Genomic DNA, 26,783 nt, shown 5'->3' with positions numbered 1-26,783 from the left:
CTCGCCCCGCCACCGGGGCGACTGATTATTTGCCGCCCGGTCGCAGCGGCGACCGTACCGACACCGCGCCGCCAGTGAGGAAAGATGTCACTCGAAACGCCCGCCGAGCCACAACCGTCAGCCGGCCAACTGCTCGTCAGACAGCTGGGCCGTCGCCCCTACCAGCCGGTGTGGGACGCCATGAAGGCGTTCACCGACAATCGCACCCCCGACACCCCGGACGAGTTCTGGGTGGTGGAGCATGACCCCGTCTACACCCAGGGTCAGGCCGGCAAGGCCGAACACCTGCTCGCCCCCGGCAACATCCCGGTGGTGCAGAGTGATCGCGGTGGCCAGGTGACCTATCACGGCCCGGGCCAGCTGGTGCTCTACGTGCTGGTGGATGTGCGCCGCAGCAAGCTCTCTGTACGGGAGCTGGTGACCTGCCTCGAAACCGCCATCATCAACACGCTCGCCAAAAGCAATATCGAGGCCTACGCCAAGGCCGATGCCCCGGGCGTCTACGTGAAGAGCGATCTGGGTATGGAAGCCAAACTGGCGTCCCTGGGTTTGCGCATTCGCAAGGGGTGCTCGTTCCACGGGTTGGCCCTCAACGTCAACATGGACATGACTCCCTTCCTGCGCATCAATCCGTGCGGCTATGCGGGCATGGCCATGACCCAGACCAGCGCCCTGGGCGGCCCGCAGAGCGTCGCCGAGGCACAGTCCCTGCTGGTGACGGAGCTGGCCCGCCTGATTGGCTACCAAGAGATCACGAATACCGAAGAGGCGGCATGAGCAACCCCATGCCCCGTGGTCACGAGGGAGCCGCAAGGCCCCTGGTGACCGTCAACCAGACAATAACAAACACCGAGAGTGAATCATGAGCAAACCCGTTCGTATGGAGCCGGGCGTCAAGCTGCGCGATGGCGACAAGATGGCCCTGATCCCGGTGAAATTCATGCCGGATCCCAACGAGGAAGTGCTGCGCAAGCCGGAGTGGATGCGGATCAAGCTGCCGCCGTCGAGCCAGAAGATCGAGCACATCAAGAGCACCCTGCGCAAAAACAAGCTGCACTCTGTGTGTGAAGAGGCTTCCTGCCCCAACCTGGCGGAGTGCTTCAACCACGGCACCGCGACCTTCATGATCATGGGCGCCATCTGTACCCGCCGCTGCCCCTTCTGCGACGTGGCCCACGGCCGTCCGTTGCCGCTGGATCCGGAGGAACCGAAGAAGCTGGCACTCACCATCAAGGAGATGAACCTCAAGTACGTGGTGATCACCTCGGTGGACCGCGACGATCTGCGGGACGGCGGTGCCCAGCACTTCGCCGACTGCATCCGCGAGATCCGCGAGCACAGCCCCCAGACCCGCATCGAGATCCTGACCCCGGACTTCCGTGGCCGGATGGAGCAGGCGCTGGAGGTGTTCCGCGAGACCCCGCCTGACGTCTTCAACCACAACCTGGAAACCGCCCCGCGCATGTACCGGGTTGCCCGTCCGGGTGCCGACTACAAGTGGTCCCTGGAGCTGCTGCGCCGCATCAAGGAGATGCACCCCCACGTGCCGACCAAGTCCGGTCTGATGATGGGCCTTGGCGAGACCAACGAGGAAATCGTCGAGGTACTCAAGGATCTGCGCGAGCACGGCGTCAACATGCTGACCCTGGGCCAGTACCTGCAACCGAGCCGCCACCACCTGCCGGTGAAGCGTTATGTGCCGCCCGCAGAGTTCGACGAACTCAAGGATGTGGCCATGGATCTCGGCTTCAGCCACGCCGCCTGCGGTCCCTTCGTGCGTTCCTCCTACCACGCAGACCTGCAAGCCAAGGGGGAAGAGGTCAAATAAGCCTCTTTTCCTGCTGGCAGAAAAAAGAGCGCCCCTGGGCGCTCTTTTTTTATCGCCGTCACCTCGCAGGCAGCGGTTGTTCCTTTGTGATTGGCGCCGTTCTGGCGTAACGTGGCCACTCCCCTTCTCTGGAGTGCTGTGCCGGATGCCGACTCTCACCGTTCGCCTGATCCCCCTGCGTGACGCAGACTTTCCCGCCTATCGCGACTACTTCATCGAGGATTACGCCCAGGATCTTGCCAGCAACCACGGGATGGCGCTGCCTGACGCCCACCGTCAGGCCGACGCCTCGTTGCAGCAGCTCCTGCCACTGGGTGTCGCCACCCCGGGTCATCACCTGCTCGCCATGGTACCTGAAGCCTCGAACGCGCCGGGCGAGCCTCTGGGCTATCTCTGGCACGCCATCGACGGCGCCGCCGGCACCACCTTCATCTACGACTTCTATGTGACACAGCCCCATCGTGGTCGCGGCCTCGGCAAGGCTGCCATGGCCGCCCTGGAGGCGCAGCTCACCCCCCTAGGCATCCACCAGATCAAGCTGAGGGTGGCCCATGACAACCCGAGGGCACTGGCGCTCTATCAGGCGCTGGGCTTCACCATCACGGGTTACAACATGGCAAAGCGTCTGGATTAAGCACCTTCATTGGGCCACCACCCGGCCCATGGCTCAGAGCGAGATGCCGGAAAAAGACATGAAGCCGAGGGACATCAGCCCGGCCACGATGAAGGTAATGCCGATCCCCCGCAGCCCCTCGGGCACATCCGAATACTTCATCTTCTGGCGCAACCCCGCAATGGCGACGATGGCCAGCAGCCAGCCCAGCCCTGAGCCCGCCCCGTAGACCACGGATTCGATGAAGTCGTAATCCCGCTGGGCCATGAACATCACCCCGCCGAAGATGGCGCAGTGCACCGTCAGCAGCGGCAGATAGATGCCGAGCGCGTGATGGAGCGCCGGGAAATGTTTGTCGAGCACCATCTCCATCACCTGCACCAGCGCCGCCAGCACCCCGATATAGACGATGAAATCGAGAAAGCCCAGATCAAACTCCCCGAGGAAGGTACTCTCGGGACGCAGGATATGGCGGTAGATCAGGTTGTTGAGGGGGATGGCGATCACCATGACCACCAGCACCGTCATGCCCAAACCGAAGGCGGTGTTGATGTTTTTCGAGACGGCCAGGAAGGTGCACATGCCAAGGAAGAAGGCCAGCGCCAGGTTTTCCACAAAGATCGACTGGATGAAGAGATTGACGTAATAGTCCATGAATGAGTTCACCACTTGGTTGCAATAAGAGCATGTCCGCGCCCGGCCAACGGCCAGTCGCGAAGATGACGTTTACAGAGAGAGCTGGCGCAGCACCCGGTAATGACCACGGCAGCCGCCAGACTGCCGAGCAGCCCGGTCAGCGTTACTCAATGACGGGGATCAAACGGGCGGGCGCCCGGCTGGTGAACCTAGTCGCCCTGGCAGAAGCGATATTGCAGGTGGTGGCAGCGAAGCCGCCGTGTGTGCAGAGCGCCGAAGTAATCGGGCCGCTGCCTGAGATAGATGAGAGGCAGGAAAAACAGCAGGCCGCAGAGCAGGCCGAGGATCTCGTGCTGGAACCAGGCCAGCAGCATCTGGTAGAGCTCGGCATGAGCGGCCCCTTCCAGTCGCCGTCCCTGCTCGAAACCGAGCCGCCACTGGGAGGCGGGCGGCAGGCTGACGTTGTCGGCAAGCCCCGGGTTCGCTGGCTCATGGAACAGCATCGGCCGCTCCTGCCCTTGCGTCTCCATTCCCGGCGTTGCAACGACCCCTGCCGCCGCCGCAGCGGCAAGCCAGAGAAGGCAGGCGATGGCAAGCACCATCGGCCATGACGAGGGGCGGCGAGAGGATGACAAGGGGGCGGTCCGTCAAGAAAAATTACAGGTGGAATATATCACAATACCGTCACTTATTGCATTTTCCACCATGAGATATCAGAAAGGTTGATATTAAACACCGCCCCATTTCCTAAAACCGACAAGGTTGCACCACCTTGAGAAAGCGACTTGCATCTTCCTCAAGGTGAGGGCTCACCCCTGCTGGAAGGCCTGGTGGTAGCGCACTTCACCACTGGGCATGGCAGCGCCGAACGAGCGGGCCATGAAGTACTCGGGCGGCACGCCGGGCAGCGTCAACCCCGGCTCGGGCACGAAACCGAAACGGCCGTAGAAGCCAGGATCCCCCAGCACCACGCAGCCAGCCGCTCCCATCCCCTTGAGCTCGGCCAGACCCACCTCCATCAGCCGTGACCCCAGCCCCTTGCCGTGCAGCGCAGGAGAGACCGAAATGGGACCAAGACCATACCAGTGCGGGCAGCCATCGCTGATGGTCACCGGCGAGAAGCAGAGGTGACCGACCACCTGCCCCGCCTGCTCCGCCACCAGCGACAGGCTGAGTGCCCCGGCCTGGCGCAAAGCGCGCACGATCAGCTGTTCGTTGTGATCGGTATGGGGGGCATTGAGGAACGCGGCCACGGTCAGCGCTTCAATGGCGTCGTGATCGGCGCCTGTTTCGGGCCGAATGATGATGTTCATAGGTTTTCTCCGTTTGTTATCTTGCAATGGATGGCCTGATCAGACTGCCTGCAGGCAGCAGATCACATAGCCGTAGCTGCCCAGGTGTTGGCGGTGGATGGCCACTTCCCGGCTCAGATCCTGCCAGGCTGGGCTATCCCCCAGCTCGGCACTGTGGCGCGCCAGATTGCGCTCGATGGGATCCAGATAGTTGTGCCAGGCCCTTTGCGGCAACTCGGTGTGCCACAGGCAGCGATAACCCGCCTCCTTCACCGTTTTGAGCAGGCCCGCCAGGGTCTGCATGGCGGGATAATCCCGCTGCCAGAACGCCAGCGCCTCCTCTGGCGGCGTGTCCGTCAGCCACACCAGGTCGCTCAGCACCAGGCAGGCAGCAGGGCCGGCAAGGTACGGCTGCCATGCCTGCAAGGCGTTGGCCACCCCTATGGTGTAGGCGCTCCCCTCGGCCCAGATGAGATCGGCGGGGGCCAGGTCTGCCGGCAGCGCCGCCATGTTGGCGCACAGGGTAGTGACCTGACTCAGCCCCGCCGCACTGGCCGATCTCGCCACGGCGGCCAGCGCCTCCTCGTCCAGATCGATGGCCACGATGGGGGCGTCCGTCACCTGTGCCAGCGCCAGGGTGGCGGCGCCGCGCCCGCAGCCCATGTCGAGGATCCGGCGAGGCTGGCTGGGCAGCGCGGCAAATTGCTGCTGGGTGAAGAGGCTATCGCCCGGCCCCCAATAGCTCATGCCATCCAGCAGCAGCTTGAAATCCCGGATGTAACGTTCATGTTCATTCATGTCTTTGCTGAGCCACTGGAGGTGGTAACGCTCTTTTTCACTGAATCCCTGCTTCATCACCCAGGCAAAGTAAGCCTGCGGGGCTTGATGCTGCAGTTGCTGCTGCCAGACCTTGAACTCGTCGCCGGAGTGCGCACGCAAACCGGCGAGATCCGCCAGCAGATCACGGGCGCGTTGCATCCGCGCCAGCTCTTCATCCAGCTCCCTGACCCGGGCTTCCAGTGTCGCCTGCTCCAGCTCGCCCGCCAGACAGGCGAGGCACTGCTTGAGGCTGAGCCCGCCGGCCTGCAGGGCCTGTACCATCCGCAGCCGCTGCAGATCGTCATCGTCGTAGTGGCGATAGCCGTTGACGCCCCTCGTGCCCGCAATCACCCCCAGCTTCTCGTAATAGAGCAGGGTGGAGCGGGCCAGGCCGCAGCGCCGGGCCAGTTCGGATATTTTCATGACAACCACTCGCTGAGGGGTCCGTGACCCGATGAAGGGAAGCTTAAACTGTGAAGCAATAGACGGGTCAACGACAACATCCGGGTTCACACCATAAAAAAACGGCCACCCTGAGGTGGCCGTCATCGACAGCAAGAGAGACTCGCGGGATCAGAGGCCGGCGGCTTCCAGATGCTCCACCAACAACTGCACGCTGCGGTTGCCACGCCACTCGTTGACGTCGAGCCGGTAGACCAGTCGCACCCGCTTCACCGAAGCGTCGGGCCAGCGCTGCAAGTCGACGCCAAAGGCGATGGCATCCACCGCGTGACCGGAATCCGTGGTCAGCATCATCTTGAGGTGCTTCTCCCCCACCAGCCGCTGCTGCACCAGCACGAATTCCCCGTCAAACAGCGGCTCGGGAAAGGCCTGACCCCAGGGGCCGGAGGCGCGAATAAGCTCCGCCAGCTCGAGGGTGAGCTCGTCCGGCAGCAGCTCGCCATCGGTGAGCAGCACCCCGGTCAAGAGCTCAGGGGTCACCAGCTCGCCGATGACCGCCTCGAAGGCCCGGCCGAAGGCCTCGATATTGGCCTTGGGCAGGGTCAACCCGGCCGCCATGGCGTGGCCGCCAAACTTGCCCATCAAGCCGGGGTGGCGGGTATCGAGCAGTTCCAGCGCATCGCGCAGGTGCACCCCCGGGATGGAGCGCCCGGAGCCCTTGAGCTCGGTCTCGCTGCTCTCGGCAAAGGCGATGACCGGGCGGTAGTACTTCTCCTTCACCTTGGAGGCCACCAGCCCCACCACCCCCTGATGCCACTCGTTTCGGTGCAGCACGATGCCGGAGGGCACCTCGCCGTCACGAAAACGGATCTGCTCCAAAGTGGCGAGCGCCTCCTGCTGCATCCCCTGCTCGATCTCCTTGCGCTCCTGGTTGAGGCTGTCCATTTCGGAAGCGAGCTGGCGCGCCAGGTTGATGTCCTCGCTCAGCAGGCAGGCGACCCCGAGGGACATGTCATCGAGCCGGCCCACCGCGTTGAGGCGCGGCCCCAGCGCAAAGCCGAGATCGGCAGCGCACAGGCGACGACCGTCGCGGCCCGACACGTCCACCAGCGCCTGGATGCCGGGGCGGCAGCGGCCGGCCCGGATCCGCTGCAAGCCCTGATGAACCAGGATGCGGTTGTTGCCATCCAGCGCCACCACGTCGGCCACAGTGCCGAGGGCTACCAGATCGAGGTAATCCGCCACGTTGGGGGCGCGCAGCCCCTGGCGCTCATACCAGCCGCTCTGGCGCAGATGGGTGTTGAGAGCCGCCATCAGATAGAAGGCGACCCCGACCCCGGCCAGGGACTTGGAGGGGAAGTCGCAGCCATGCTGGTTGGGGTTCACTATCGCGTCGGCGTCAGGCAGCTCCTGACCCGGCAAATGGTGATCGGTAACCAGTACCTGCATGCCTGCCGCCTTGGCCGCCGCCACCCCGGCGATGCTGGAGATGCCGTTGTCCACCGTGATCAGGAACTCGGCGCCGCGGGCCACCGCCAGCTCGACGATCTCCGGGGTGAGGCCATAGCCGAACTCGAAGCGGTTGGGCACCAGAAAATCGATGTGGTGCCCCCCCATGGCGCGCAAGGCCAGCACGCACAGGGCCGAGCTGGTGGCGCCGTCGCAGTCGAAGTCACCGACGATGAGAATGCGTCTTTGCGCCGTCAGCGCCTCGGCCAGCAGCGGCACCGCCTGCGCCATGCCGAACAGACGCTGGGGCGGCAGCAGCTGGTTGGCGCTGCGCTCCAGCAGGGCAGGGTCTTCTACCCCGCGGCTGGCGAAGATCTGGCGAAGCAGCGGGTGCAGGGTGGCGGGCAGATGGGAATCATCAACTCGCGGACGACGACGGATTTGCAGGGGCATTGATGTGATCCAGTATCTTGAGCAGTTGTTCGGGGCTCTGGTAACCGCGCACCAGGTCGCCATTGGGCAGGACCCAGCTCGGTGACGCCTTGATCCCGAGCCATTGGCTCAGGCCGATATGATGGGCAAGGATCGCATTACAGCCGCTCTCAGGCAAACGATCGCTGAAGTTGAGTTCGCGCAGCAGCCCGGGATCGCACCAGCTAGCCTGATCCGAGGCGGCGACAGGCGCAGGCAGCAGTTGCACGCTCACGCCCCTCGCCTGCAAGCGGGGCAACTCCTCCAGCGCGATGCGGCAAGGACCGCAGGCGAGATCGGTAAACAGGGTGAGGCGGTGGCGTTCAGGGGTGGCCTTGAGCCAGAGCCGGGCCTCCCCTATCTGGGAGAGCGCCAGCCTGCGTTGCTGCTGCTGGCTGAGCCGGGTGAGGTTTCTCATGTCGTGGGCCAGATCCAGCATGGAGCCCTGCAGCACATAGTCTCCCCTGGCATCGCTGTAGAGCAGTCCCTGGGCCGTGCCCAGCAGATAGAGGCCCGGCATGGGGGTCTCGTCCACCAGGTAGACCTGCACACCGAGGCGCTGCTCTATGGTCTGTTTCAACACATGGGGGTCCATCCCCGCGCTGGCCGCAAAAGCGCACAGCAGCATCATTCCCAGCAGTAAATATCGCATCAGCTCATTCACTTGGCATGATTGAAGGGTCTCATAAGGTAACCCAGACAATTCCCTCTCCCAAAGACCTTAATTAGTGATCGATTAATAACGTCCGAAAGAAAAAATCACGGGATGACAGGTTGCCAATCGGGCTTGAGCCCCGCAAGCTAATCAGGACGACGGGAGACATCTTTAGTCATCCCTCTGTTTTGCTGATGTTTTATTATTCAAATCGACGTGCGATCAGGTGGCACGTCGTCCATTTCTAGGGGGAAAAATGAGTCTGATTCAAGAGTTCAAGGCCTTTGCATCCAGGGGCAATGTGATCGACATGGCGGTCGGTATCATCATAGGTGCCGCCTTTGGCAAGATTGTCTCCTCCTTCGTGGGAGACGTGATCATGCCCCCCATCGGGCTGATCCTGGGGGGCGTGGATTTCAGCGATCTCGCCGTGACCCTGAAGGCCGCTGAAGGGGATGCCCCTGCCGTGGTCATCGCCTACGGCAAGTTCATCCAGACCTGTATCGACTTCCTGATCATCTCCTTCGCCATCTTCATGGGGCTCAAGGCCATTAACACCCTGAAGAAGAAGCAGGAAGAGGAAGCCGCTGCCCCGGCCGGCCCCACCAAGGATCAGGAGCTGCTGACCGAGATCCGCGACTTGCTGAAATCCCAGCAGGGGAAATAACCGTTTCCTCCCTGTCGTGTGCTGAAAAAAACCGCCTTCGGGCGGTTTTTTGTTGCAAGGCCGATGAGGTGCTCAGGCTCTGGGGTGGTGCTGGCCGTGCAGTGCCTTGAGCCGCTCGTTGGCCACGTGGGTATAGATCTGGGTGGTGGAGAGATCCGCGTGGCCCAGCAGCATCTGCACCACTCGCAGATCGGCGCCGTGATTGAGCAGGTGGGTGGCGAAGGCGTGACGCAGGGTGTGGGGGGAGAGTTCCCCCCTGATGCCGGCTCTCAGGGCATAGAGCTTGATGCGGTGCCAGAAGGTCTGGCGGGTCATCATCCGGGCCCGCTTGGAGGGGAACACCACGTCCGAGCTGGTGCCACCCAGCAGCAGGGTGCGCCCCTCCCGGTAGTAGCGCTCCAGCCAGTGCACCGCCTCCTCCCCCATGGGGACCAGGCGCTCCTTGTTGCCCTTGCCCACCACTCGCACCAGCCCCTGGCGCAGGCTGACGTGTTCGGCGGTCAGCCCCACCAGCTCGGACACCCGCAGCCCGGTGGCGTAGAGCAGCTCAAGCATTGCCTTGTCCCGCAGCTCCAGCGGGTCGTCCACCAGGGGCGCTTGCAGCAGCGCCTCCACCTCGGCTTCGCTCAGATCCGATGGCAGCTTTTTGGGGAGCTTTGGCCCCTCCAGCAGCACGGTGGGATCGTCGCTGCGCAGCTTCTCGCGATTGAGATACTGGTAGAAGCGGCGCAGGGCCGAGAAGAAACGGGCCGTACTGCTGGCCGCGAACTGATGGTCCACCCGCCAGGCGAGGTAGTGCTGGATGTCGTCCAGCCCCGCCAGCAGCAGGGAACCGCCTTGCTCATCGAGCCAGAGGGCAAATTTTTCCAGGTCGGTGCGATAGGAGCTGACCGTGTTGTCGGAGAGCCCCCGCTCCAGCCAGAGGGCGTCGAGAAACGGCTCGATCAGGGGATGGGATTCTGCTTTGCTCATGGTGGGCCGCGCTCAGGGAAACAGGTCGCCATTGTAACGTGCCGACCCACCCGGGCCGCAAGGCAAGGCTGCACATCCCCTCAGGCGGTGAAGAGCCCGGCGCAATCTGCTAGACTGGCGCCCTCCCCCCGGGCGCCGCTGTGCCGGTCACGCCCCTTGCCGACTGCGATCAAGAGAAGAGCGATGAAGATAGGTTTGTTTTATGGCTCCACCACCTGCTACACCGAGATGGCCGCCGAGAAGATCCGCGCCCTCATCGGCCCCGAGCTGGTCGATCTCCACAACATCAAGGATGTGCCCCTCGCCCGCATGCAGGAGTACGACATCCTGATCCTAGGCATCTCCACCTGGGACTTCGGCGAGCTGCAGGAGGACTGGGAATCCCGCTGGGAAGACATCGCCGACCTGCATCTGGAGGGACGCATCATCGCCCTGTTTGGCATGGGCGATCAGCTGGGCTATGGGGAGTGGTATCAGGATGCCCTCGGCCTGCTGCACGATCAGCTGGTCCCCAAGGGGGTCAAGCTGGTGGGCTACTGGCCCAACGAGGGGTACGAGTTTGACGCCTCCAAGGCGCTCATCGACGATGGCCGCCACTTCGTCGGGCTGGCCCTCGATGACGCCAACCAGTACGACCAGACCGAGTCCCGCATCGAGCAGTGGGTCGACCAGATCCTGAGCGAGATCCACGAACTGCTCTGATCCTGGCCGCCTGGATGTTCGACGACGCCAGCCAATGGACGACCAGACCGACCCCGTATCGAGCAGTGGGTCGACCAGATCCTGAGCGAGATCCACGAACTGCTCTGACCCTGGCCGTCTGGATGTTCGACGACGCCAGCCAATGGACGACCAGACCGACCCCGTATCGAGCAGTGGGTCGACCAGATCCTGAGCGAGATCCACGCACTGCTCTGATCCTGGCCGCCTGGATGTTCAACGACGCCGGCCAATGGGCGACCAGACCGACCCCGTATCGAGCAGTGGGCCGACCTCATATAAAACGAGCGCCATGAGCGGCGCCAACCTCCCCTGCCGGTAGCCTGCGCTCGGGCTGCCGGGCGCATAAATCGCACCGATTTTCTCGTTTGGTATCATCGGCTGACGCTATAGCGACTTTTTGCTTCTGGTCTGCAACAATGAGGTCGACACCCCATAACAACACAACGCCGGGTGTCGGAAGCAAACGGACAGACCAGAAAAGGATATTCTATGACTTCATTCTCCCTGTTGGCCCCCGCCATCGCCCGCGACGTGCTCGATCACGCGCTGGCGCTGGGTGCCGACTTCGCCGAGCTGTTTGTGGAGCGCAAGCGCCGCAGCCAGCTCAGCCTGCTCTCCAGCCAGATAGAGAACATCAGCGGTGGTCTCGACTTCGGTATCGGCGTTCGCCTGTGCTACGGCCACAAGGTGCTCTACGGCTACACCAATCTGGCCGATCGCAACGAGCTCTTGCGCATCGTTACCCTGCTGGCGGCCAAGGACAGGCGTGACCCCGTGGTCACCGCCACTGCCTTTGACTTCACCCGCCTGACCGACCGCAACCCCATCGCTCTGCCGCTGTCGGCCGACAAGCTGCTGGAGCAGAAGATCGCCTACCTGCATGCCATGGACGCTACGGCCCGCGCCGAGAACGACAAGGTGAGCCAGTTCTCGGGCAACGTGCTCGGCTGGGAGCAGGAGGTGGAGATCTTCAACAGCGAAGGGGTGCAGGTGAGCGATCGCCGCCACTACAACCGCATCATGGCCCAGACCATCGCCCTGGACGGGGGCGAGCAGAGTGTAGGTTATGAAGCCCCCGGTGCCATGAAGGGATGGGAGCATGCCGAGAGCATCGATCCCCGCGAGCTGGCTCTCACCGCCACCCGCCAGGCACTGGTGAAGCTGGGTGCCGCCCCCTGCCCGAGCGGCAAGCTGCCGGTCATCATGGAGAGCGGCTTTGGCGGCGTCATCTTCCACGAGGCGTGCGGTCACCTGCTGGAGACCACCTCGGTGGCCAAGAAGGCCTCCGTGTTCCACGACAAGATGGGCCAGCTCATCGCCAATCCGGCGGTCAGTGCGGTGGACGAGGGCTTGCAGGGCAACGCCTGGGGCTCCATCAACGTCGATGACGAGGGGATGGCGACCCAGCACACCCAGCTCATCAAGGACGGCGTGCTGACCGGCTTCCTGGTGGACAGAATGGGGGCCCTTCGCACCGGCTACGCCCGCACCGGTTCCGGGCGCCGGGAATCCTACAAGTTCGCCCCTGCCTCCCGCATGCGCAACACCTATATCGAACCGGGCAACTACAGCCTCGACGACATGCTGGCAACCGTGGAGCACGGCATCTATGCCAAGCGGATGGGGGGGGGCTCTGTGCAGCCCGGTACCGGCGAGTTCAATTTCAACGTGCAGGAGGCCTACCTCATCGAGGGGGGCAGGATCACCCGGCCCCTCAAGTCGGCCACCCTGATCGGCACCGGCCCGCAGGTATTGAAGGAGATCTCCATGGTGGGGCGCGATCTGGCCCTCTCCGCCGGCATGTGCGGCTCGGTCTCCGGATCCATTCCCGCCTCGGTCGGCCAACCGCCGCTCAAGGTTGACAGCATTCTGGTCGGAGGGAACGCCTGATGAACATCCATTACACTCTGTGCGGTTCCATCTCCCGCCTCATTCGCGTTTCAGTCAGCCCGTCGCCGCTCAAGGTTGACAATATCCTGGTCGGAGGGAACGCCTGATGAGCCAACTCGACATGAACCAACTGCTTGCCCGTCTATTGGACCAGGTCGCCGATCTGGGTGCCGAGGCAGACGTCATCGCCAATCAGGAGAAGGCCTTCTCCCTCAAGGCCGACAAGGGCGAGCTCAGTGAATACAAGGTCACCAGCAGCCAGCAGATCGGCATTCGCCTCATCAAGGAAGGCCGGGTCGGCATCGCCTATTCCGAGTCCCTCGACGCGTCGGCCCTGGACGCCATGGTGCAGGATGCGCTCGATGCGAGCCGCTTCGCCAAGGTGGACCCGGATCAGCGCATCACAGTGCAGCAGAGCAGGCTCATCACCGACTGCGCCGAGATACATCAGGCCGACACCACGGCGGTGGAAGAGAAGATCGCCCTGACCCTGTGCCTCGAGTCCGACATGCTGGCCCTGCCGGACGTGACCGGCGCCCCCTACAACGGCTTCTTCGAGGGGGAGAGCCGCCTCTGGCTTGCCAACAGCCAGGGCAGCCTCTGTGAACATCAGGAATTCAGCGTCGGCTGCCACAGCTCCGCTCTCATCGAGCGGGAGGGCCGCCAGTCCATGCACTACCAGGGACAGTACGCACGGCGCTTCGACGAGTTGGAGAGCCAGCCTCTCATCCGCCAGATCCACGCCGTGGCCGATGGCCTGCTGATGGGTGAGGCGGTGCCGAGCGGTCGCTACAGCGTCATCTTCAGCACCCACTGCTTTGCCAGCCTGTTTGGCTGCTTCCAGTCCGCCCTGTCTGGCAAGTGGGCCCAGCAGGGGATCAACCCCTGGCGCGACAAGCTGGGCCAAAGCGTGGCGTCTCGCTGGCTCACCCTGGAGAGCCGTGCCTATATGCCGGGGGGCATGAAGATCAAGGCGTTTGACGGCGAAGGAGCCGCCACCTCGGATCTCCTGCTCATCGGCGAGGGGGAGCTCAAGACCCTGCTGCACAACAGCGCCACCGCCCGCCACTTCGGCGTGACGAGCAACGGTGCAGCCGCCCGCAGTGCCCGCAGTGCCCTGGACGTGGCCCCTCGTCACCTGGTGTTCGGGCTCGGCCCCCACGACGAGGCCGAGGTACAAAGCGGTGAGTACCTGGAGCTGGTCAAGCTGGACGGCTTGCACTCCGGGGCCGATGCGGTGAGCGGCGACTTCTCGTTCGGCGCCTCCGGCTTCCTCTGCCGAAATGGCGAGCGCGTGGCGCCGGTACGCGGCATCACGGTGGCAGGCAACTTCTATCGCCTGCTCGGGGAGCTGGAAGCGGTCGGCAACCAGCTGCACCACGACGATGGCAAGGACTTCTATGCCCCGCTGATCCGCTTTGGCGGGCTCAGCATTGCCGGCAAATAAGAGGGGGAGCCTTACTCGGCTCTTCCCCCTTCAAGCGGCGCCATCAGGCGCCGCTTTTTTTATCCATGGCGCCCCCCGACAGCCACTTCTAACCTCAAAGAGCCACCGACCGCGTTGGCCGGGAACTCTGGAGAATACGACGATGGACAACACCCTGGTCTGGGCCGATATTCCGACACGGGATCTGGATCGCGCCATGGACTTCTACTCGGCCCTGCTCGATGTGCAGGTCACCCCCATCCAGGAAGAGACCATGCGCTTTGCCATGCTGCGCCACGACGGCAGCAACGCGGCGGCCTGTCTCGGCCCCATGGACAAATATCACCAGCCCGGCGGTGCCGGTCCCCTCATCTATCTCTCCCTCGGTGACAGGCTGCAGGAGGCGGAGCTGCTGGTCCCCCGGCTCGGCGGGCGGGTGCTGGAGCCTCTGCACAGCATCGGCAGCGGTCATGGCTCCAGAGTCATCATCGAGGATACCGAAGGCAACTGGCTGGCCCTCTATGCCCCACCAGCCAGCTGACGTCCGGATACGCAGAAACAACAACGGCGACCTGATGGTCGCCGTTGTTGTTTAACTGTACTTGCCGGCCATTACGCCTCTGGATTGAGGCGGGTCGGGATGCCGGTACGCTGTTCCAGCACCTGCTTGACCACGTTGGAATCGCTGTCAGCGTGGGCGATGAAGCGGGTGGTCGCCGGGGTCATGGGCAGCGGCACGGAGGCGGTGGAGTTGAACTCTTCCTCGGTGCGCGACAGCGGCTCGTGCACTTCCATGTAGCGACCGCCATCCGGCTCGACCGTGGTCTTGACCGGCTGGTTGACGAACTGGACGCGGGTGCCGACCGGCACGTGATCGAACAGGAACTTGATGTCGTCGGCGCGCAGGCGCACGCAGCCGCTGCTCACCCGCAGACCGATGCCGAAGGTGGCGTTGGTGCCGTGGATGGCGTACAGGTTCCCGATGTAGAGCGCGTGCAGGCCCATGGGGTTGTCCGGGCCGGCCGGCCAGACCGCGGGCAGGGTCTTGCCCTGGGCGGCGTAGCGGCGACGGATATTCTCGGTCGGGGTCCAGGTCGGGTTGGCACGCTTGCGCTCAACCTTGGTGATCCAGTTCTCAGGGGTGTTGACCCCGAGCTGGCCGATGCCGATGGGCAGCACATGCACCACGTTCTTGCCCTTCGGGTAGTAGTAGAGACGCATCTCCGCCACGTTGATGACGATCCCTTCGCGGGGAGCGTTGGGCAGGATCAGCTGATGGGGAATGATCAGCGTGCTGCCCGCCTTGGGCAGGTAGGGGTCGACGCCCGGGTTGGCTTCCATGATGTTGGTCAGACCCAGCTGGAAGTCGGAGGCGATCTGCTCCAGCGGACGGTTGTCTGCGGGCACCACGTATTCCTGGTTCTCACCGATCAGGCGGCTGTTGGCTGCAGGCAGCTGGTATTCAACGGCGGCGGCCTGCTGGCTGACCAGCGCCAGCGTACATAAAAGAGCCGAAGCGGCAATGCGAAGGGGATTCATAAAATTCCTGTATGGTTTCCTGTTCCTGTGGGCCTTTGCCCTGCTCATCATCGGTCTCTTGTGGGCCCGTCACCGGGGACCAACAACCGAGCGCGCATTCTTTCCCGAGCAGGGCAAAATTTCAACTTGGAGATGGTCTTTTTCGCCGAAAAGATCCATTTCACAGCCAACTCGGGGGCATCTTTCACCCCTTGCACTCTAGCAACCCCAGTCTGAGCGTAAAATGAACATGGCGCAGGCATGCCAAGGCCGCCCCAAATTGCATGACGAGGCGGTCACGAGTACAATCTCGCACCCCGTATATCCGGAGTATCGAGTCACCTCCTGCTCCGATGTACCCCCATCGGATGGGCGTGCGTCGAAGACGGTCGCGCCACCGATGAACCCACACGACGCCATCAGGTGGCGCCGTCCTGATTTGCAATCAGATAAAAGAGTCCAACATGTTCAGACCAGAATTGCTCTCCCCTGCCGGGACCCTCAAGAACATGCGCTACGCCTATGCCTATGGCGCAGACGCCGTCTATGCGGGCCAGCCGCGCTACAGCCTGCGGGTGCGCAACAACGAATTCGATCACGAGAATCTGCAGCTCGGCATCAACGAGGCCCATGCCCTCGGCAAGCAGTTCTATGTGGTGGCCAACATCCAGCCCCACAACTCCAAGCTCAAGACCTTCATCCGCGACATGCGCCCCGTGGTGGAGATGAAGCCGGACGCCCTCATCATGTCCGACCCCGGCCTCATCATGATGATGCGCGAAGCCTTCCCCGACATGCCTATCCACCTCTCGGTGCAGGCCAACGCGGTCAACTGGGCCACGGTGAAGTTCTGGCATCAGATGGGCCTGACCCGTGCCATCCTCTCCCGCGAGCTGTCTCTCGACGAGATCGAGGAGATCCGCATGCAGGTGCCGGAGATGGAACTGGAAGTCTTCGTCCACGGGGCGCTGTGCATGGCCTACTCCGGCCGCTGCCTGCTCTCCGGCTACATCAACAAGCGTGACCCCAACCAGGGTACCTGCACCAACTCCTGCCGCTGGGAGTACAAGGTGCACGAGGGCAAGGAAGATGACGTGGGCCAGATCGTCCACCGCCAGGAGCCCATCGCCGTACAAAAGGTGGATCCGACCCTGGGCGCAGGCAAGCCGACCGATGCCCTGGTGCTGCTGGAGGAGTCCAACCGCCCGGGCGAGTTCATGACTGCGTTTGAAGACGAGCACGGTACCTACATCATGAACTCCAAGGATTTGCGCGCCGTCGAGCACGTCGAGCGCCTGACCAAAATGGGCGTTCATTCCCTGAAAATCGAAGGCCGTACCAAGTCCTTCTACTATTGCGCCCGTACCGCCCAGGTCTATCGCAAGGCCATCGACGATGCGGTGGCTGGCCGTCCGTTCGATCCGACCCTGATGGGCACCCTCGAGAACCTGGCCCACCGCGGCTACACCGAGGGCTTCCTGCGCCGTCACAACCACAGCGAATACCAGAACTACGACTACGGTTACTCCGTCTCCGACACCCAGCAGTTCGTCGGCGAGATCACCGGTCGCAACGGTGACATGGTCGAGGTCGAGGTGAAGAACAAGTTCCTGCTGGGCAACAGCCTGGAGCTGATGACCCCCCAGGGCAACCTCAGCTTCAACCTGGAGCAGATGCAGAACCGCAAGGGCGAGCTCATCGACACCGCACCGGGTAACGGCCACGTGGTCTACGTGCCGGTTCCCAAGGAGATCGACGTGAATTACGGCATCCTGCTGCGCAACCTCGGCGAGCGCGAGGATACCCGTCAACCTCACTCGGCGGCCTGAGATGGCACTGCTCATCACCGACAAGTGCATCAACTGTGACATGTGCGATCCGGAGTGTCCGAACCAGGCCATCACCCTGGGGAGCAAGATCTACGAGATAGACCCGGATCGCTGCACCGAATGCGTCGGCCACTATGAGAAGCCGACCTGCATCAGCGTCTGCCCTATCGACTGCATCATCTGGGATCCCGCCCATGTGGAGACCGAAGATCAGTTGATGGAGAAGTTCGTGCGGATGCACAGGCAGTAGCTGTAGCACCTGCATCAGCGTCTGCGCCCCATGGACGGCATCCTCCGGGATCCCGTCCATAGGGTGGAGACCGAAGATCAGTTGATGGAGAAATTCGTGCGGATGCACAGGCAGTCAGGGTCTGACACTCGTGGTGTGCATTATCCAGAAATAGAAAAAGCCGGGCATGCCCGGCTTTTTCTATTGCGCTGCCCTTCCCTCAGGGTTTGACCAGTTTTTGCAGCGCCTCGAGTTCGCGCTGGGCTTCCAGCAACTCGGCCTGGGACTCCTCCAGCTTGGACTGCTTCTTGGCAATCTTGTCCGGCTTGCCCGATACCCGTGCGCTCTGCAACTCGGCCAGCCGCTCTTCCACTTCTTCCCTCTGCTTGACTACCTTGCGTTGCTGCTCCTCAAGGAGCCCGGCATCGGTACAATGGGCCTCCAGGTTGCGCAGTGCCCGCTCAAGGCCGGCTACCTGCTCCTGGTTGTTGTGCGCCCTGGCGAACGCAAGCTGATCCGTCACGGCCTGCTGTCTGGCCTTGCAGCCGATGTTTTCACTACCATAGGCTTGTCCGGCCAACAACAATAAGCCTATTCCGGCGATCTTCCACATAACAACCTCTTTGTTCTGTCATACTGGATGGCCGTCCATGAGACCTGACTCCCTGTGTGAGGTCAAGACACACGGTGCCGGGCTACGACAGAGTGTGCTCTGCATCATGCCGGGCCGCTTTCGCCGAGGCTACAATGGCCCTTTCAATCAGGAGAGCCACATGACCCAACACATTCTCATCATTGCCAACGGCGCCCCCTATGGCAGCGAGTCCCTGTTCAATGCCCTGCGCCTCGGCATCGCCCTCAAAGAGGAGGGAAAGGTAGACCTCAACCTCTTCCTGATGTCGGATGCCGTCACTGCGGCCCTCGCCGGGCAGGCTCCGGCCGAGGGCTACAACCTGCGCCAGATGCTGGAGATACTGCTGGCTCAGGGCACCCGGATCCGGCTTTGCAAGAGCTGCACCGATGCGCGCGGCATCACCCCGCTACCCCTTGTCGAGGGCATAGAGATAGGCACCCTCCCCTTGCTGGCCCAATGGACTCTGGCCGCCGACAAGGTGCTGACCTTCTAGCCGTCAGGGCCCGGCCCGGACCAGCGCAGGGCGCGAGGTCCGGGTACTCAGACCATAGAGCATCAGGATCACCAGGCAGAGCAGCGCCATGAGGGCGTAAAGCCAGCTCCCGCCCCAGTGGGCCAGCACCCAGCCTCCCAGCAAGGCCCCCATGGCCACCCCGAGTCCGGAGACGGAGGCCGCCCCGAAATAGCTCCCCTTCAAATGACCAGGCGCCATCTGATCGATCAGCACATTGAGCAAGGGGAAGAGGATGCACTCCCCGACGCTCAGGAGGATCACCGCCACTATCCAGTGCCACCAGATGGCGGTATCCCCCAGCGCAAACTGCAACTGGGCGCCGAGAAAGAGCGCCACCCCGAGTTGCAGCTTGCGCCGCGTGGACCAGCGGGCAGTCAGGTGCAGCAGGGGGAACTGCAGCATCACTATGGTCAGCGCATTGGTCGTCACCAGCCAGCCGATGAGCCGCTCCACCTCCGGCGTCCCCGCGCGGGTCAGATACTGGATGAGGGGCGACTCGAACTGGGCGTAGACCAGCATCAGCAGCAGATTGGCCATGATCAGCAGCAGAAACCCCCTGTCCTGCCAGAGCACCCGCAGCACAGCACGCATGCCGGGCCCGGCCGCCTGGCTGGTGTGGCAACCCGCCAGCCTGAACCCGATGACAAAGACGATACCAAGCAGCAGATAGCTGGCACTGAGCAACAGGAAGGTCTCCTGACGCGCGCTCAGGCCATAGGTGACGCCGAGCAGAGGACCGATGGCCGCCCCCAGGTTGAGCAGGAAATAACGCAGGTGCAGCGCCAGCTCACGGGCTTTGGGCTCGGCCAGATTGTCGGCCATCAGTGCCTTGCCCGGTGAGTCGATGAGACCGTAGGAGAGTCCGCTGCCGATCACCCCGAGTGCCAGCCAGCCCACCTGGTGGGAGAGGCCGAGCAGGGCCACGCTGGCGGCGGAAACCAGGCAGCCGAACAGCAGGATGTTGCGCCGCCCCCATTTGTCCGAGAGCCAGCCGCCATAGAAGCTGACGAGAGTGGAAAGCGCCGCCGTGGCCCCCAGGATGGCGCCTATCAGGGTCGCCGAAAGTCCGTAGTCACGGTAGAGCAGGATGGAGAGAAAGGGCCAGACCATGAAGAAGGTGGTACGCACCATGAAAGTGCCCAGGATGACGATCCAGACCAGGGAAGGAAACTGTCTGAGGTAGGCCCATGACATGCTGCAATTCCTTTTGCCAACGAAGCGGGGTCGTCCCTTATATCAAGGGGCGCCAAAAGGAACAAGGAGACAATCTGCGCCATGCCGGGCGACAGGCACAAAAAAGCCGACCCAAGGGTCGGCTCTTTCACATACGGCAGCCTTATTCGGCAGCCGGCTCTTCGACGGCAACGGCAGCAGGAGCAGCAGCCGCTTCGGTCGGTGCGTTCGCTTCCTTGATGGAGAGACGCACACGGCCCTGACGGTCCACTTCCAGTACCTTCACCTTCACCACGTCACCGATTTTCAGGAAGTCGGCCACGTTCTGCACGCGGGCATCGGTGATCTGGGAGATGTGCACCAGACCGTCTTTACCCGGCAGGATGTTGACGAAGGCGCCGAAGTCAGCCAGGCGCACGACCTTGCCTTCGTAGATGCGGTTCACTTCGATCTCGGCGGTGATGGCCTCGATGCGGCGGATCGCTTCCATGGCGGCTTCGTTGGCCACGGCGGAGATGCGAACGGTACCGTCATCATCCAGCTCGATGTTGGTGCCGGTCTCTTCGGTCAGTGCACGGATCACGGAACCACCCTTGCCGATCACGTCCTTGATCTTCTCAGGATTGATCTTGATGGTGTGGATGCGCGGTGCGAAATCGGAGATCTGAGCACGGGGAGCCTGGATAGCTTCGTCCATCACTTTCAGGATGTGCAGACGAGCGCCACGAGCTTGCTTCAGGGCAATCTCCATGATCTCTTTGGTGATGCCTTCGATCTTGATGTCCATTTGCAGCGCGGTCACACCTTCGCTGGTACCGGCTACCTTGAAGTCCATGTCGCCCAGGTGATCTTCGTCACCCAGGATGTCGGACAGCACGACGAAACCTTCTTCTTCCTTCACCAGACCCATGGCGATACCGGCAACGGAGGCCTTGATCGGCACACCGGCATCCATCAGCGCCAGGGAGGAACCACAGACAGACGCCATGGAGGAGGAGCCGTTGGATTCGGTGATTTCAGAGACCACGCGCACCACGTACGGGAACTCGGCGGCGCTCGGCATCACGGCAGCAACGCCGCGCTTGGCCAGACGGCCGTGACCGATCTCACGACGCTTCGGGCTGCCCATCATGCCGGTCTCGCCGACGCAGTAGGGCGGGAAGTTGTAGTGCAGCATGAAGCGATCGGCGCGGTTGCCGGTCAGCTCGTCGATGTTCTGGGCGTCACGCTCGGTACCCAGCGTGGCCACCACGATGGCCTGAGTTTCACCACGGGTGAACAGGGCAGAACCGTGGGCACGGGGCAGGATGCCGGTACCGACGGAGAGGGCGCGGATCATTTCCGGATCGCGACCGTCGATACGCGGCTCACCACGTACTACGCGACCACGGACGATGCGGCTCTCCAGGCTGTGGAACTCTTCGCCGATCTTCTTGGCATCTTCTTCCACGCCGGATGCGATGACTTGCTCGACCACGCGGCCCTTGATGGCTGCGATGGTTTCGTAACGAACAGCCTTCTCGGTGATGCGGTAGGCTTCACCCAGTTCAGCTGTGGCCAGTTCGGCAACTTTGGCTTTCAGCGCTTCGTTGACGGCAGGCGGGGTCCAGTCCCAGGGCTTGGTACCGACGTCGGCAGCGAATTCGTTGATGGCGTTGATCACGGTCTGCATCTGCTCGTGACCGTAGACCACGGCGCCCAGCATCACCTCCTCGGAGAGGATGGCCGCTTCGGACTCCACCATCAGCACCGCATTGGCAGTACCGGCAACCACCAGATCCAGATCGCTCTGGGGCAGTTCGGTGGTGGTCGGGTTCAGCACGTACTGGCCGTTCATGTAACCCACGCGGGCTGCACCGATCGGGCCGCCGAACGGGATGCCGGAGATGGCCAGGGCCGCGGAGGCACCGATCATGGCAACGATGTCGGGAGAAACGGCCGGGTTCACGGACATGACGGTGGCAACCACCTGAACCTCATTGAGGAAGCCTTCCGGGAACAGCGGACGGATGGGACGGTCGATCAGACGGGAGATGAGGGTCTCACCCTCGCTCGGACGGCCTTCACGACGGAAGAAACCACCCGGGATACGACCAGCAGCATAGGTACGCTCCTGATAGTTGACGGTCAGCGGGAAGAAATCACGGCCGTGATCGGCCTCTTTCTTGCCAACGACAGTCACGAAGACACAGGTATCGTCCATGCTGACCATGACGGCCGCAGTGGCTTGACGGGCCATCACACCGGTTTCCAGTGTGACGGTGTGTTGACCGTACTGGAATGACTTTACAATAGGATTCACGTGAGTTTCCTTTTAACAATTTGGCGCTTTAAATTCGCGTGCAAGTATACTTGATTCGCATCAAAAGGTAAGCGCGGACGTCAATTCTGTGAGGCAGGCAACGGCCTGCATCCTGTTTGAAACGGGCAATAAAAAAGGGGAACCTCGCGGTTCCCCTTTTTTGCGAAATCTGATGGTCGATTAACGACGCAGACCCAGCTTGGCGATCAGAGCAGCGTAACGCTGAACGTCTTTACGCTTCAGGTAGTCCAGCAGCTTACGACGCTGGGAAACCATGCGCAGCAGACCGCGACGACCGTGGTGATCCTTGGCGTGCTCCTTGAAGTGACCTTGCAGATGGTTGATCTGGGCAGTCAGCAGGGCAACTTGCACTTCGGGGGAACCGGTGTCGTTGGCGCCACGAGCGTTGTCGGCAACGATTTGAGCTTTGATCTCAGCATTTAGAGACATGGTATTACTCCAGTAGAGTGTTTAAAGGTTCACAGCCAATCTCTAATTCAGCCGTGAAATGAGGGCGGTATCATAATCGTCCCCGCCCCTTTTCGCAACGGGAAAGACGCGTGACAGACCGATACCGCCTGAGGATCACTCCTCGTCGTGGTAGCGAACCAGACGCTTGGGCGCCACGCGCCCCTCGTCATCGATCTCGCCAACCCCGATGAATTCGCGCTCCGGGCCAACCGTCATGCGGACCTGGCCACTTTGGGGGCTACCTGCCACCTGCACGGCCTGACCCTGGTTCACATAGGCGGCCACGGCGACCAGCATGTTCACCTCGGGCAGAGAGGCCACGGCGGTGTCCATCGGCAGCAACAGGGGATCCAGCTGCTCCCGCGGCGGAATGCTTTCGGCCTTGGCCTGCTCGAAGATACACTCGAGCTGCTCCAGGGTCAGCATCCGCTCATAGGGGTAGCTCGCCACCTGGGTGCGACGCAGCTGGGTGACGTGAGCGCCACAGCCCAGCACTTCCCCCAGATCGTCCACCAGGGAACGGATATAGGTACCCTTGCTGCAATGCACTTCCAGCTTCACCTCGTCCCCCTCGAAGCCGAGCAGTTTGAGTTCGAAGATGGTGATGGGACGGGCTTCCCGCTCGATCTCGATCCCTTCACGGGCATATTCGTAGAGCGGGCGGCCGTTGTGCTTGAGGGCGGAGTACATGGACGGCACCTGCATGATGGGGCCGCGGAACTGGTCCAGCGCCTCGATCAGGGTACCCACGGCCACATTCACCGGGCGGGTGGAGACCACCTCGCCGTCGGAGTCGCTGGTATTGGTGCGCTCGCCCAGCTTGGCGGTCACCTCATAGCGCTTGTCCGCTTCCAGCAGATACTGGGAGAACTTGGTGGCCTCCCCGAGGCAGATCGGCAACATGCCGGTGGCCAGGGGGTCCAGGGCGCCGGTATGGCCAGCCTTGGCGGCGTTGTAGATCCGCTTGACCTTCTGCAACACATCGTTGGAAGTCAGGCCGGTCGGTTTGTCCAGCAGCAGGATGCCGTGTACGTCACGGCCTTTGAAACGACGTCTACGAGACATCTCAGGCGTTATCCTCAGTCGTGTCATCCGGTGCGGATTGCTCTTCGTCACGACCGGCTTCAGTCATGCGACGCTTGTCTTCACGCACAGTGTTGGTCACCAGGTTGGAGAGGCGCATCCCCTCGACCAGGGTCTGGTCGTAGTAGAAACGCAGCTCGGGCACCACCCGCAGACGCATGGCGCTGCCCAGCAGGCTGCGGATGTAACCGGCAGCCTCGGTCAGGCCCTTGAGCCCTTCCTTGATGCGCTCGGCGTCATTCTCCAGTTGCAAGAAGGTGACATAAACCTTGGCATAGTTGAGGTCCTTGGAGACCTCCACGTCGGAGACGGTCACCATGCCGATGCGCGGGTCTTTCACCTCGCGCTGCAGGATCAGCGCGATTTCACGCTGGATCTGCTGTCCGACCCGACGGGTCCGGCTGAATTCTCTGGCCATATTCTATCCTGCGATAAAAGGGGGCCGCGGCCCCCTATTTTGTCTAACGCTCGGCTTACAGAGTCCGTTGGATTTCAACGGTCTCGTACACCTCGATCTGGTCGCCTTCGCGCACGTCGTTGTAGTTCTTGACCGCGATACCACACTCGTAGCCGTTGCGAACTTCGTTGACGTCATCCTTGAAGCGGCGCAGGGATTCCAGCTCGCCTTCATAGATAACCACGTTGTCACGCAGAACGCGAATGCGGTTGGAACGCTTGACCACACCTTCGGTGACCATACAGCCGGCAACGGCGCCGAACTTCGGCGACTTGAAGACGCTACGCACTTCAGCCAGACCGATGATCTCCTGACGATACTCAGGAGCCAGCTTGCCGCTCATGGCCTGCTTCACTTCGTCGATCAGGTCATAGATGACGGAGTAGTAACGCAGATCCAGGCTCTCGGATTCGATGACCTTGCGCGCAGAAGCGTCGGCACGGACGTTGAAGCCCACCAGAATGGCGCTGGAAGCCGCGGCCAGGGTCGCGTCGGTTTCGGTGATGCCACCTACGCCGGAACCCACGATCTTCACCTTCACTTCGTCGGTGGAGAGTTTGACCAGCGCATCGCAGATCGCTTCCACAGAGCCTTGTACATCGGCCTTGATCACCACGTTCACTTCGGACACTTCGCCCTCGGTCATGTTGGCAAACATGTTTTCCAGCTTGGCCTTCTGCTGGCGAGCCAGCTTGACTTCGCGGAACTTGCCCTGACGGTAGAGCGCCACTTCACGGGCTTTCTTCTCGTCACGCACGACCGTGGCTTCGTCACCGGCAGAGGGAACACCGGACAGACCCAGAATTTCCACTGGCAGAGAGGGACCTGCTTCCTTGATCTCGCGACCCAGTTCGTCACGCATGGCGCGAACCCGGCCGTATTCGAGACCGCACAGCACGATGTCGCCCTGACGCAGAGTACCTTCCTGTACCAGCACGGTGGCAACCGGACCACGACCTTTATCCAGGAAGGATTCGATCACGACGCCGTTGGCCATGCCGTCAACCACGGCTTTCAGCTCCAGGACTTCGGCCTGGATCAGGATGGCTTCCAGCAGGTCGTCGATGCCTTCGCCAGACTTGGCGGAGACGTGCACGAACTGGCAATCGCCACCCCAGTCTTCGGACATGACGTTGTAACGGGCCAGCTCGGTCTTGACGCGATCCGGATCCGCTTCAGGCTTGTCGATCTTGTTCACCGCAACAACCAGCGGCACACCGGCCGCCTTGGCGTGCTGGATAGCTTCGATGGTTTGCGGCATCACGCCGTCGTCAGCTGCAACAACCAGCACCACGATGTCGGTCGCCTTGGCACCGCGAGCACGCATGGAGGTAAACGCCGCGTGACCCGGGGTATCCAGGAAGGTGATCATCCCGCTGTCGGTCTGTACGTGGTACGCACCGATGTGCTGGGTAATGCCACCGGCTTCGCCCGCGGCGACCTTGGCTTTACGGATATAGTCCAGCAGCGAGGTCTTGCCGTGGTCGACGTGACCCATGATGGTCACGACCGGCGCACGCGGCTTGGCTTCGGAGGTCTCGTCACGATCGCTAAGTACCGCCTCTTCCAGCTCGTTCTCACGGCGCAGCACTACCTTGTGACCCATCTCCTCGGCGACCAGCTGAGCGGTCTCCTGGTCGATCACCTGGTTGATGGTGGCCATGGCACCCATCTTCATCATCACCTTGATGACTTCAACGCCCTTGACGGCCATCTTGTTGGCGAGCTCCGCCACTGTGATGGTCTCGCCGATGACGACGTCACGGTTGACCACGGCAGCCGGCTTGTTGAAGCCGTGTTTCATGGCATTCGGCATGGCCATCTTGCCACGCTTGCCTTTGCGGGCACGGGGATCGCGGGAGTTGCGGTCATTGCGGTCGTCTTCGCGACGGCCGACTTTCTTCGGCGCCTTGGCAGCGGCAGCCGTGCGACGGCTGGTCTCTTCCTTACGATCCAACTCATCTTCGGCCGCTTGCGCGTGCTTGTTGGTGGTCAGATGGTAATCGCTGCTCTCTTTGGCGCGAGCCGCTTCTTCTTCAGCCCAGCGGGCCGCATTCTGTTCCGCCATGATGCGAGCCTCTTCGGCTTTCTTCGCGGCGAGTTCTTCAGCTTTTTGCAAAGCTGTCTGTTCCTGTTGGCGCTTCAGTTCTTCTGCTTCGCGCTTGGCCATCTTTTCTGCCTCTTGCTGAGCTGTGCTACCGGCTGCTTTGGCGGGCTGTTGAGCCTGTCGAGCCTTCTGTTGTGCCTCGATCCGCGCCTTTTCCTCAGCTTCACGACGAGCCTGCTCAGCCTCACGGCGAGCCTTCTCTTCAGCGTCGAGGCGGGCCTTCTCTTCGGCCTCGCGACGAGCTTTTTCTTCTGCTTCCAAACGCGCTGTTTCCTCGGCTTCCGCCTGGCGCTGTTCATCTTCCAGCGCCGAGCGTCTTACATAGGTGCGAGACTTGCGCACTTCTACCTGCACTTCCTTGTTCTTGCCACCAGACCCCTGAACACTCAGAGTGCTCTTGGTCTTGCGCTGCAAGGTCATGCGAGCAGGTGCGGTGACCTCGTCACCTCCATGCTGTTTCTTCAGATGTGCCAGCAGAGTCTGTTTCTCAGACTCGCTGACCATGTCGTCGGCCTTGCTCTTCACGATGCCGGCATCGACAAACTGCTGGAGAAGACGATCAACCGGCGTGTCGATGTCAGTGGCAAGTTGCTTAACTGATACTTCTGCCATTCATTTTCCTC

Annotated in this window: 27 protein-coding genes; 12 read left to right on the top strand and 15 right to left on the bottom strand. The window is 62.2% G+C overall.

Annotated elements, in window-relative coordinates; translation table 11 throughout:
- The first annotated feature begins 84 nt into the window (after positions 1–84).
- From lipB to AB5Y64_RS07920, 3 genes are all read left to right on the top strand, one after another.
- Complete coding sequence (lipB, locus tag AB5Y64_RS07930; protein ID WP_010673755.1) at positions 85–777, top strand: lipoyl(octanoyl) transferase LipB; 693 nt, start codon at positions 85–87, stop codon at positions 775–777.
- Positions 778–862: 85 nt separating this feature from the next.
- Positions 863–1,828 carry a lipoyl synthase gene (gene lipA / locus AB5Y64_RS07925; RefSeq protein ID WP_039041111.1) on the top strand — a complete coding sequence of 322 codons (966 nt, stop codon included), beginning with the start codon at positions 863–865 and terminating at the stop codon, positions 1,826–1,828.
- Positions 1,829–1,973: 145 nt separating this feature from the next.
- Positions 1,974–2,462, top strand: a complete 489-nt coding sequence (locus AB5Y64_RS07920) for a GNAT family N-acetyltransferase (protein ID WP_039041112.1) — start codon at positions 1,974–1,976, stop codon at positions 2,460–2,462.
- Positions 2,463–2,495: 33 nt separating this feature from the next.
- Here AB5Y64_RS07920 and nqrE read toward each other — a convergent pair whose 3' ends face one another.
- The 6 genes from nqrE to AB5Y64_RS07890 form a co-directional block, all read right to left on the bottom strand.
- Entirely contained in the window at positions 2,496–3,095 is a 600-nt protein-coding gene (nqrE, locus tag AB5Y64_RS07915) for an NADH:ubiquinone reductase (Na(+)-transporting) subunit E (RefSeq protein ID WP_010673752.1), read from the bottom strand.
- Between the two features lie 191 nt (positions 3,096–3,286).
- Positions 3,287–3,580, bottom strand: a complete 294-nt coding sequence (locus AB5Y64_RS07910; protein WP_010673751.1) for a hypothetical protein — start codon at positions 3,578–3,580, stop codon at positions 3,287–3,289.
- 306 nt (positions 3,581–3,886) lie between these two features.
- Complete coding sequence (locus tag AB5Y64_RS07905; protein ID WP_039041114.1) at positions 3,887–4,390, bottom strand: GNAT family N-acetyltransferase; 504 nt, start codon at positions 4,388–4,390, stop codon at positions 3,887–3,889.
- A gap of 39 nt (positions 4,391–4,429) precedes the next feature.
- The gene (locus AB5Y64_RS07900; RefSeq protein ID WP_368203604.1) at positions 4,430–5,611 is read right to left on the bottom strand and encodes a MerR family transcriptional regulator; all 1,182 of its coding nucleotides are present in this window, start codon (positions 5,609–5,611) and stop codon (positions 4,430–4,432) included.
- Positions 5,612–5,761: 150 nt separating this feature from the next.
- Complete coding sequence (gene recJ / locus AB5Y64_RS07895) at positions 5,762–7,492, bottom strand: single-stranded-DNA-specific exonuclease RecJ (RefSeq protein ID WP_324032033.1); 1,731 nt, start codon at positions 7,490–7,492, stop codon at positions 5,762–5,764.
- Positions 7,458–8,162 (bottom strand): disulfide isomerase DsbC N-terminal domain-containing protein, encoded by a 705-nt coding sequence (locus AB5Y64_RS07890; RefSeq protein WP_039041117.1) that lies wholly within the window; start codon positions 8,160–8,162, stop codon positions 7,458–7,460. Before AB5Y64_RS07890 ends, recJ begins: the two co-directional genes overlap by 35 nt.
- Before the next feature lie 259 nt (positions 8,163–8,421).
- Between AB5Y64_RS07890 and mscL the strand changes: the two genes are divergently transcribed.
- A complete protein-coding gene (mscL, locus tag AB5Y64_RS07885) occupies positions 8,422–8,832 on the top strand; it encodes a large-conductance mechanosensitive channel protein MscL (RefSeq protein WP_010673746.1) in 411 nt (136 codons plus the stop codon).
- Positions 8,833–8,904: 72 nt separating this feature from the next.
- On the opposite strand, the gene xerD is transcribed toward mscL, so the two are convergent.
- On the bottom strand, positions 8,905–9,804 hold the full coding sequence (xerD, locus tag AB5Y64_RS07880) for a site-specific tyrosine recombinase XerD (protein WP_368203603.1): 900 nt from the start codon (positions 9,802–9,804) through the stop codon (positions 8,905–8,907).
- Between the two features lie 183 nt (positions 9,805–9,987).
- Here xerD and fldB point away from each other — a divergent pair, with 183 nt between their 5' ends.
- The 5 genes from fldB to AB5Y64_RS07855 all read left to right on the top strand — a co-directional run bounded on the left by fldB (position 9,988) and on the right by AB5Y64_RS07855 (position 14,384).
- Entirely contained in the window at positions 9,988–10,506 is a 519-nt protein-coding gene (gene fldB, locus AB5Y64_RS07875; RefSeq protein ID WP_041212516.1) for a flavodoxin FldB, read from the top strand.
- Between the two features lie 510 nt (positions 10,507–11,016).
- Positions 11,017–12,417 carry a TldD/PmbA family protein gene (locus AB5Y64_RS07870; protein WP_039041120.1) on the top strand — a complete coding sequence of 467 codons (1,401 nt, stop codon included), beginning with the start codon at positions 11,017–11,019 and terminating at the stop codon, positions 12,415–12,417.
- Entirely contained in the window at positions 12,417–12,524 is a 108-nt protein-coding gene (locus AB5Y64_RS07865) for a hypothetical protein (RefSeq protein WP_039041121.1), read from the top strand. The genes AB5Y64_RS07870 and AB5Y64_RS07865 overlap by 1 nt, the downstream gene beginning before the upstream one ends.
- The gene (locus AB5Y64_RS07860) at positions 12,524–13,864 is read left to right on the top strand and encodes a TldD/PmbA family protein (RefSeq protein ID WP_039041122.1); all 1,341 of its coding nucleotides are present in this window, start codon (positions 12,524–12,526) and stop codon (positions 13,862–13,864) included. The genes AB5Y64_RS07865 and AB5Y64_RS07860 overlap by 1 nt, the downstream gene beginning before the upstream one ends.
- Positions 13,865–14,006: 142 nt before the next feature.
- Complete coding sequence (locus AB5Y64_RS07855) at positions 14,007–14,384, top strand: VOC family protein (RefSeq protein WP_010673739.1); 378 nt, start codon at positions 14,007–14,009, stop codon at positions 14,382–14,384.
- A 71-nt stretch (positions 14,385–14,455) separates the two neighbouring features.
- Here AB5Y64_RS07855 and AB5Y64_RS07850 read toward each other — a convergent pair whose 3' ends face one another.
- Positions 14,456–15,382: a L,D-transpeptidase family protein gene (locus tag AB5Y64_RS07850; protein WP_039041123.1), complete on the bottom strand. Its 927-nt coding sequence runs from the start codon at positions 15,380–15,382 to the stop codon at positions 14,456–14,458.
- Positions 15,383–15,825: 443 nt separating this feature from the next.
- On the opposite strand from AB5Y64_RS07850, the gene yegQ reads away from it, so the two are divergent.
- Together yegQ and AB5Y64_RS07840 are read left to right on the top strand one after the other, a co-directional pair.
- The gene (yegQ, locus tag AB5Y64_RS07845; RefSeq protein ID WP_039041124.1) at positions 15,826–17,190 is read left to right on the top strand and encodes a tRNA 5-hydroxyuridine modification protein YegQ; all 1,365 of its coding nucleotides are present in this window, start codon (positions 15,826–15,828) and stop codon (positions 17,188–17,190) included.
- A 1-nt stretch (position 17,191) separates the two neighbouring features.
- Positions 17,192–17,440: a YfhL family 4Fe-4S dicluster ferredoxin gene (locus AB5Y64_RS07840; RefSeq protein ID WP_010675358.1), complete on the top strand. Its 249-nt coding sequence runs from the start codon at positions 17,192–17,194 to the stop codon at positions 17,438–17,440.
- 199 nt (positions 17,441–17,639) lie between these two features.
- On the opposite strand, the gene AB5Y64_RS07835 is transcribed toward AB5Y64_RS07840, so the two are convergent.
- On the bottom strand, positions 17,640–18,032 hold the full coding sequence (locus tag AB5Y64_RS07835) for a DUF1090 domain-containing protein (protein WP_039041125.1): 393 nt from the start codon (positions 18,030–18,032) through the stop codon (positions 17,640–17,642).
- A gap of 160 nt (positions 18,033–18,192) precedes the next feature.
- On the opposite strand from AB5Y64_RS07835, the gene AB5Y64_RS07830 reads away from it, so the two are divergent.
- Complete coding sequence (locus tag AB5Y64_RS07830) at positions 18,193–18,546, top strand: DsrE/DsrF/TusD sulfur relay family protein (protein WP_010675361.1); 354 nt, start codon at positions 18,193–18,195, stop codon at positions 18,544–18,546.
- 3 nt (positions 18,547–18,549) lie between these two features.
- Here AB5Y64_RS07830 and AB5Y64_RS07825 read toward each other — a convergent pair whose 3' ends face one another.
- The 6 genes from AB5Y64_RS07825 to infB all read right to left on the bottom strand — a co-directional run bounded on the left by AB5Y64_RS07825 (position 18,550) and on the right by infB (position 26,772).
- Positions 18,550–19,761, bottom strand: coding sequence for an MFS transporter (locus AB5Y64_RS07825; protein ID WP_039041126.1), 1,212 nt, complete (start codon positions 19,759–19,761; stop codon positions 18,550–18,552).
- Between the two features lie 142 nt (positions 19,762–19,903).
- On the bottom strand, positions 19,904–22,042 hold the full coding sequence (gene pnp / locus AB5Y64_RS07820) for a polyribonucleotide nucleotidyltransferase (protein ID WP_029314766.1): 2,139 nt from the start codon (positions 22,040–22,042) through the stop codon (positions 19,904–19,906).
- Positions 22,043–22,222: 180 nt separating this feature from the next.
- Entirely contained in the window at positions 22,223–22,492 is a 270-nt protein-coding gene (gene rpsO, locus AB5Y64_RS07815) for a 30S ribosomal protein S15 (protein ID WP_010675364.1), read from the bottom strand.
- A gap of 135 nt (positions 22,493–22,627) precedes the next feature.
- Positions 22,628–23,578, bottom strand: coding sequence for a tRNA pseudouridine(55) synthase TruB (truB, locus tag AB5Y64_RS07810; protein ID WP_010675365.1), 951 nt, complete (start codon positions 23,576–23,578; stop codon positions 22,628–22,630).
- Between the two features lies 1 nt (position 23,579).
- Positions 23,580–24,014, bottom strand: coding sequence for a 30S ribosome-binding factor RbfA (rbfA, locus tag AB5Y64_RS07805; RefSeq protein WP_010675366.1), 435 nt, complete (start codon positions 24,012–24,014; stop codon positions 23,580–23,582).
- Between the two features lie 55 nt (positions 24,015–24,069).
- Entirely contained in the window at positions 24,070–26,772 is a 2,703-nt protein-coding gene (gene infB, locus AB5Y64_RS07800) for a translation initiation factor IF-2 (protein WP_039040285.1), read from the bottom strand.
- Positions 26,773–26,783: the final 11 nt, after the last annotated feature.

The organism is Aeromonas sp. R5-1, from assembly GCF_040908265.1.
GTDB classification, from domain to species: Bacteria; Pseudomonadota; Gammaproteobacteria; order Enterobacterales; family Aeromonadaceae; genus Aeromonas; species Aeromonas caviae.
This window is presented reverse-complemented; position numbering and strand designations above follow the sequence as displayed.

Excerpts from the sequence above, each read along its gene's own strand:
- xerD (WP_368203603.1), bottom strand. The coding sequence starts at position 9,804 with ATGAGCAAAGCAGAATCCCATCCCCTGATCGAGCCGTTTCTCGACGCC.
- AB5Y64_RS07865 (WP_039041121.1), top strand. The coding sequence starts at position 12,417 with ATGAACATCCATTACACTCTGTGCGGTTCCATCTCCCGCCTCATTCGC.
- AB5Y64_RS07920 (WP_039041112.1), top strand. The coding sequence starts at position 1,974 with ATGCCGACTCTCACCGTTCGCCTGATCCCCCTGCGTGACGCAGACTTT.
- AB5Y64_RS07890 (WP_039041117.1), bottom strand. The coding sequence starts at position 8,162 with ATGCGATATTTACTGCTGGGAATGATGCTGCTGTGCGCTTTTGCGGCC.
- nqrE (WP_010673752.1), bottom strand. The coding sequence starts at position 3,095 with ATGGACTATTACGTCAATCTCTTCATCCAGTCGATCTTTGTGGAAAAC.
- lipB (WP_010673755.1), top strand. The coding sequence starts at position 85 with ATGTCACTCGAAACGCCCGCCGAGCCACAACCGTCAGCCGGCCAACTG.
- AB5Y64_RS07835 (WP_039041125.1), bottom strand. The coding sequence starts at position 18,032 with ATGTGGAAGATCGCCGGAATAGGCTTATTGTTGTTGGCCGGACAAGCC.
- infB (WP_039040285.1), bottom strand. The coding sequence starts at position 26,772 with ATGGCAGAAGTATCAGTTAAGCAACTTGCCACTGACATCGACACGCCG.
- lipA (WP_039041111.1), top strand. The coding sequence starts at position 863 with ATGAGCAAACCCGTTCGTATGGAGCCGGGCGTCAAGCTGCGCGATGGC.
- truB (WP_010675365.1), bottom strand. The coding sequence starts at position 23,578 with ATGTCTCGTAGACGTCGTTTCAAAGGCCGTGACGTACACGGCATCCTG.
- fldB (WP_041212516.1), top strand. The coding sequence starts at position 9,988 with ATGAAGATAGGTTTGTTTTATGGCTCCACCACCTGCTACACCGAGATG.
- rbfA (WP_010675366.1), bottom strand. The coding sequence starts at position 24,014 with ATGGCCAGAGAATTCAGCCGGACCCGTCGGGTCGGACAGCAGATCCAG.
- recJ (WP_324032033.1), bottom strand. The coding sequence starts at position 7,492 with ATGCCCCTGCAAATCCGTCGTCGTCCGCGAGTTGATGATTCCCATCTG.
- AB5Y64_RS07870 (WP_039041120.1), top strand. The coding sequence starts at position 11,017 with ATGACTTCATTCTCCCTGTTGGCCCCCGCCATCGCCCGCGACGTGCTC.
- AB5Y64_RS07905 (WP_039041114.1), bottom strand. The coding sequence starts at position 4,390 with ATGAACATCATCATTCGGCCCGAAACAGGCGCCGATCACGACGCCATT.
- AB5Y64_RS07860 (WP_039041122.1), top strand. The coding sequence starts at position 12,524 with ATGAGCCAACTCGACATGAACCAACTGCTTGCCCGTCTATTGGACCAG.
- AB5Y64_RS07825 (WP_039041126.1), bottom strand. The coding sequence starts at position 19,761 with ATGTCATGGGCCTACCTCAGACAGTTTCCTTCCCTGGTCTGGATCGTC.
- AB5Y64_RS07850 (WP_039041123.1), bottom strand. The coding sequence starts at position 15,382 with ATGAATCCCCTTCGCATTGCCGCTTCGGCTCTTTTATGTACGCTGGCG.
- AB5Y64_RS07855 (WP_010673739.1), top strand. The coding sequence starts at position 14,007 with ATGGACAACACCCTGGTCTGGGCCGATATTCCGACACGGGATCTGGAT.
- rpsO (WP_010675364.1), bottom strand. The coding sequence starts at position 22,492 with ATGTCTCTAAATGCTGAGATCAAAGCTCAAATCGTTGCCGACAACGCT.
- mscL (WP_010673746.1), top strand. The coding sequence starts at position 8,422 with ATGAGTCTGATTCAAGAGTTCAAGGCCTTTGCATCCAGGGGCAATGTG.
- AB5Y64_RS07900 (WP_368203604.1), bottom strand. The coding sequence starts at position 5,611 with ATGAAAATATCCGAACTGGCCCGGCGCTGCGGCCTGGCCCGCTCCACC.
- AB5Y64_RS07910 (WP_010673751.1), bottom strand. The coding sequence starts at position 3,580 with ATGCTGTTCCATGAGCCAGCGAACCCGGGGCTTGCCGACAACGTCAGC.
- AB5Y64_RS07840 (WP_010675358.1), top strand. The coding sequence starts at position 17,192 with ATGGCACTGCTCATCACCGACAAGTGCATCAACTGTGACATGTGCGAT.
- AB5Y64_RS07830 (WP_010675361.1), top strand. The coding sequence starts at position 18,193 with ATGACCCAACACATTCTCATCATTGCCAACGGCGCCCCCTATGGCAGC.
- yegQ (WP_039041124.1), top strand. The coding sequence starts at position 15,826 with ATGTTCAGACCAGAATTGCTCTCCCCTGCCGGGACCCTCAAGAACATG.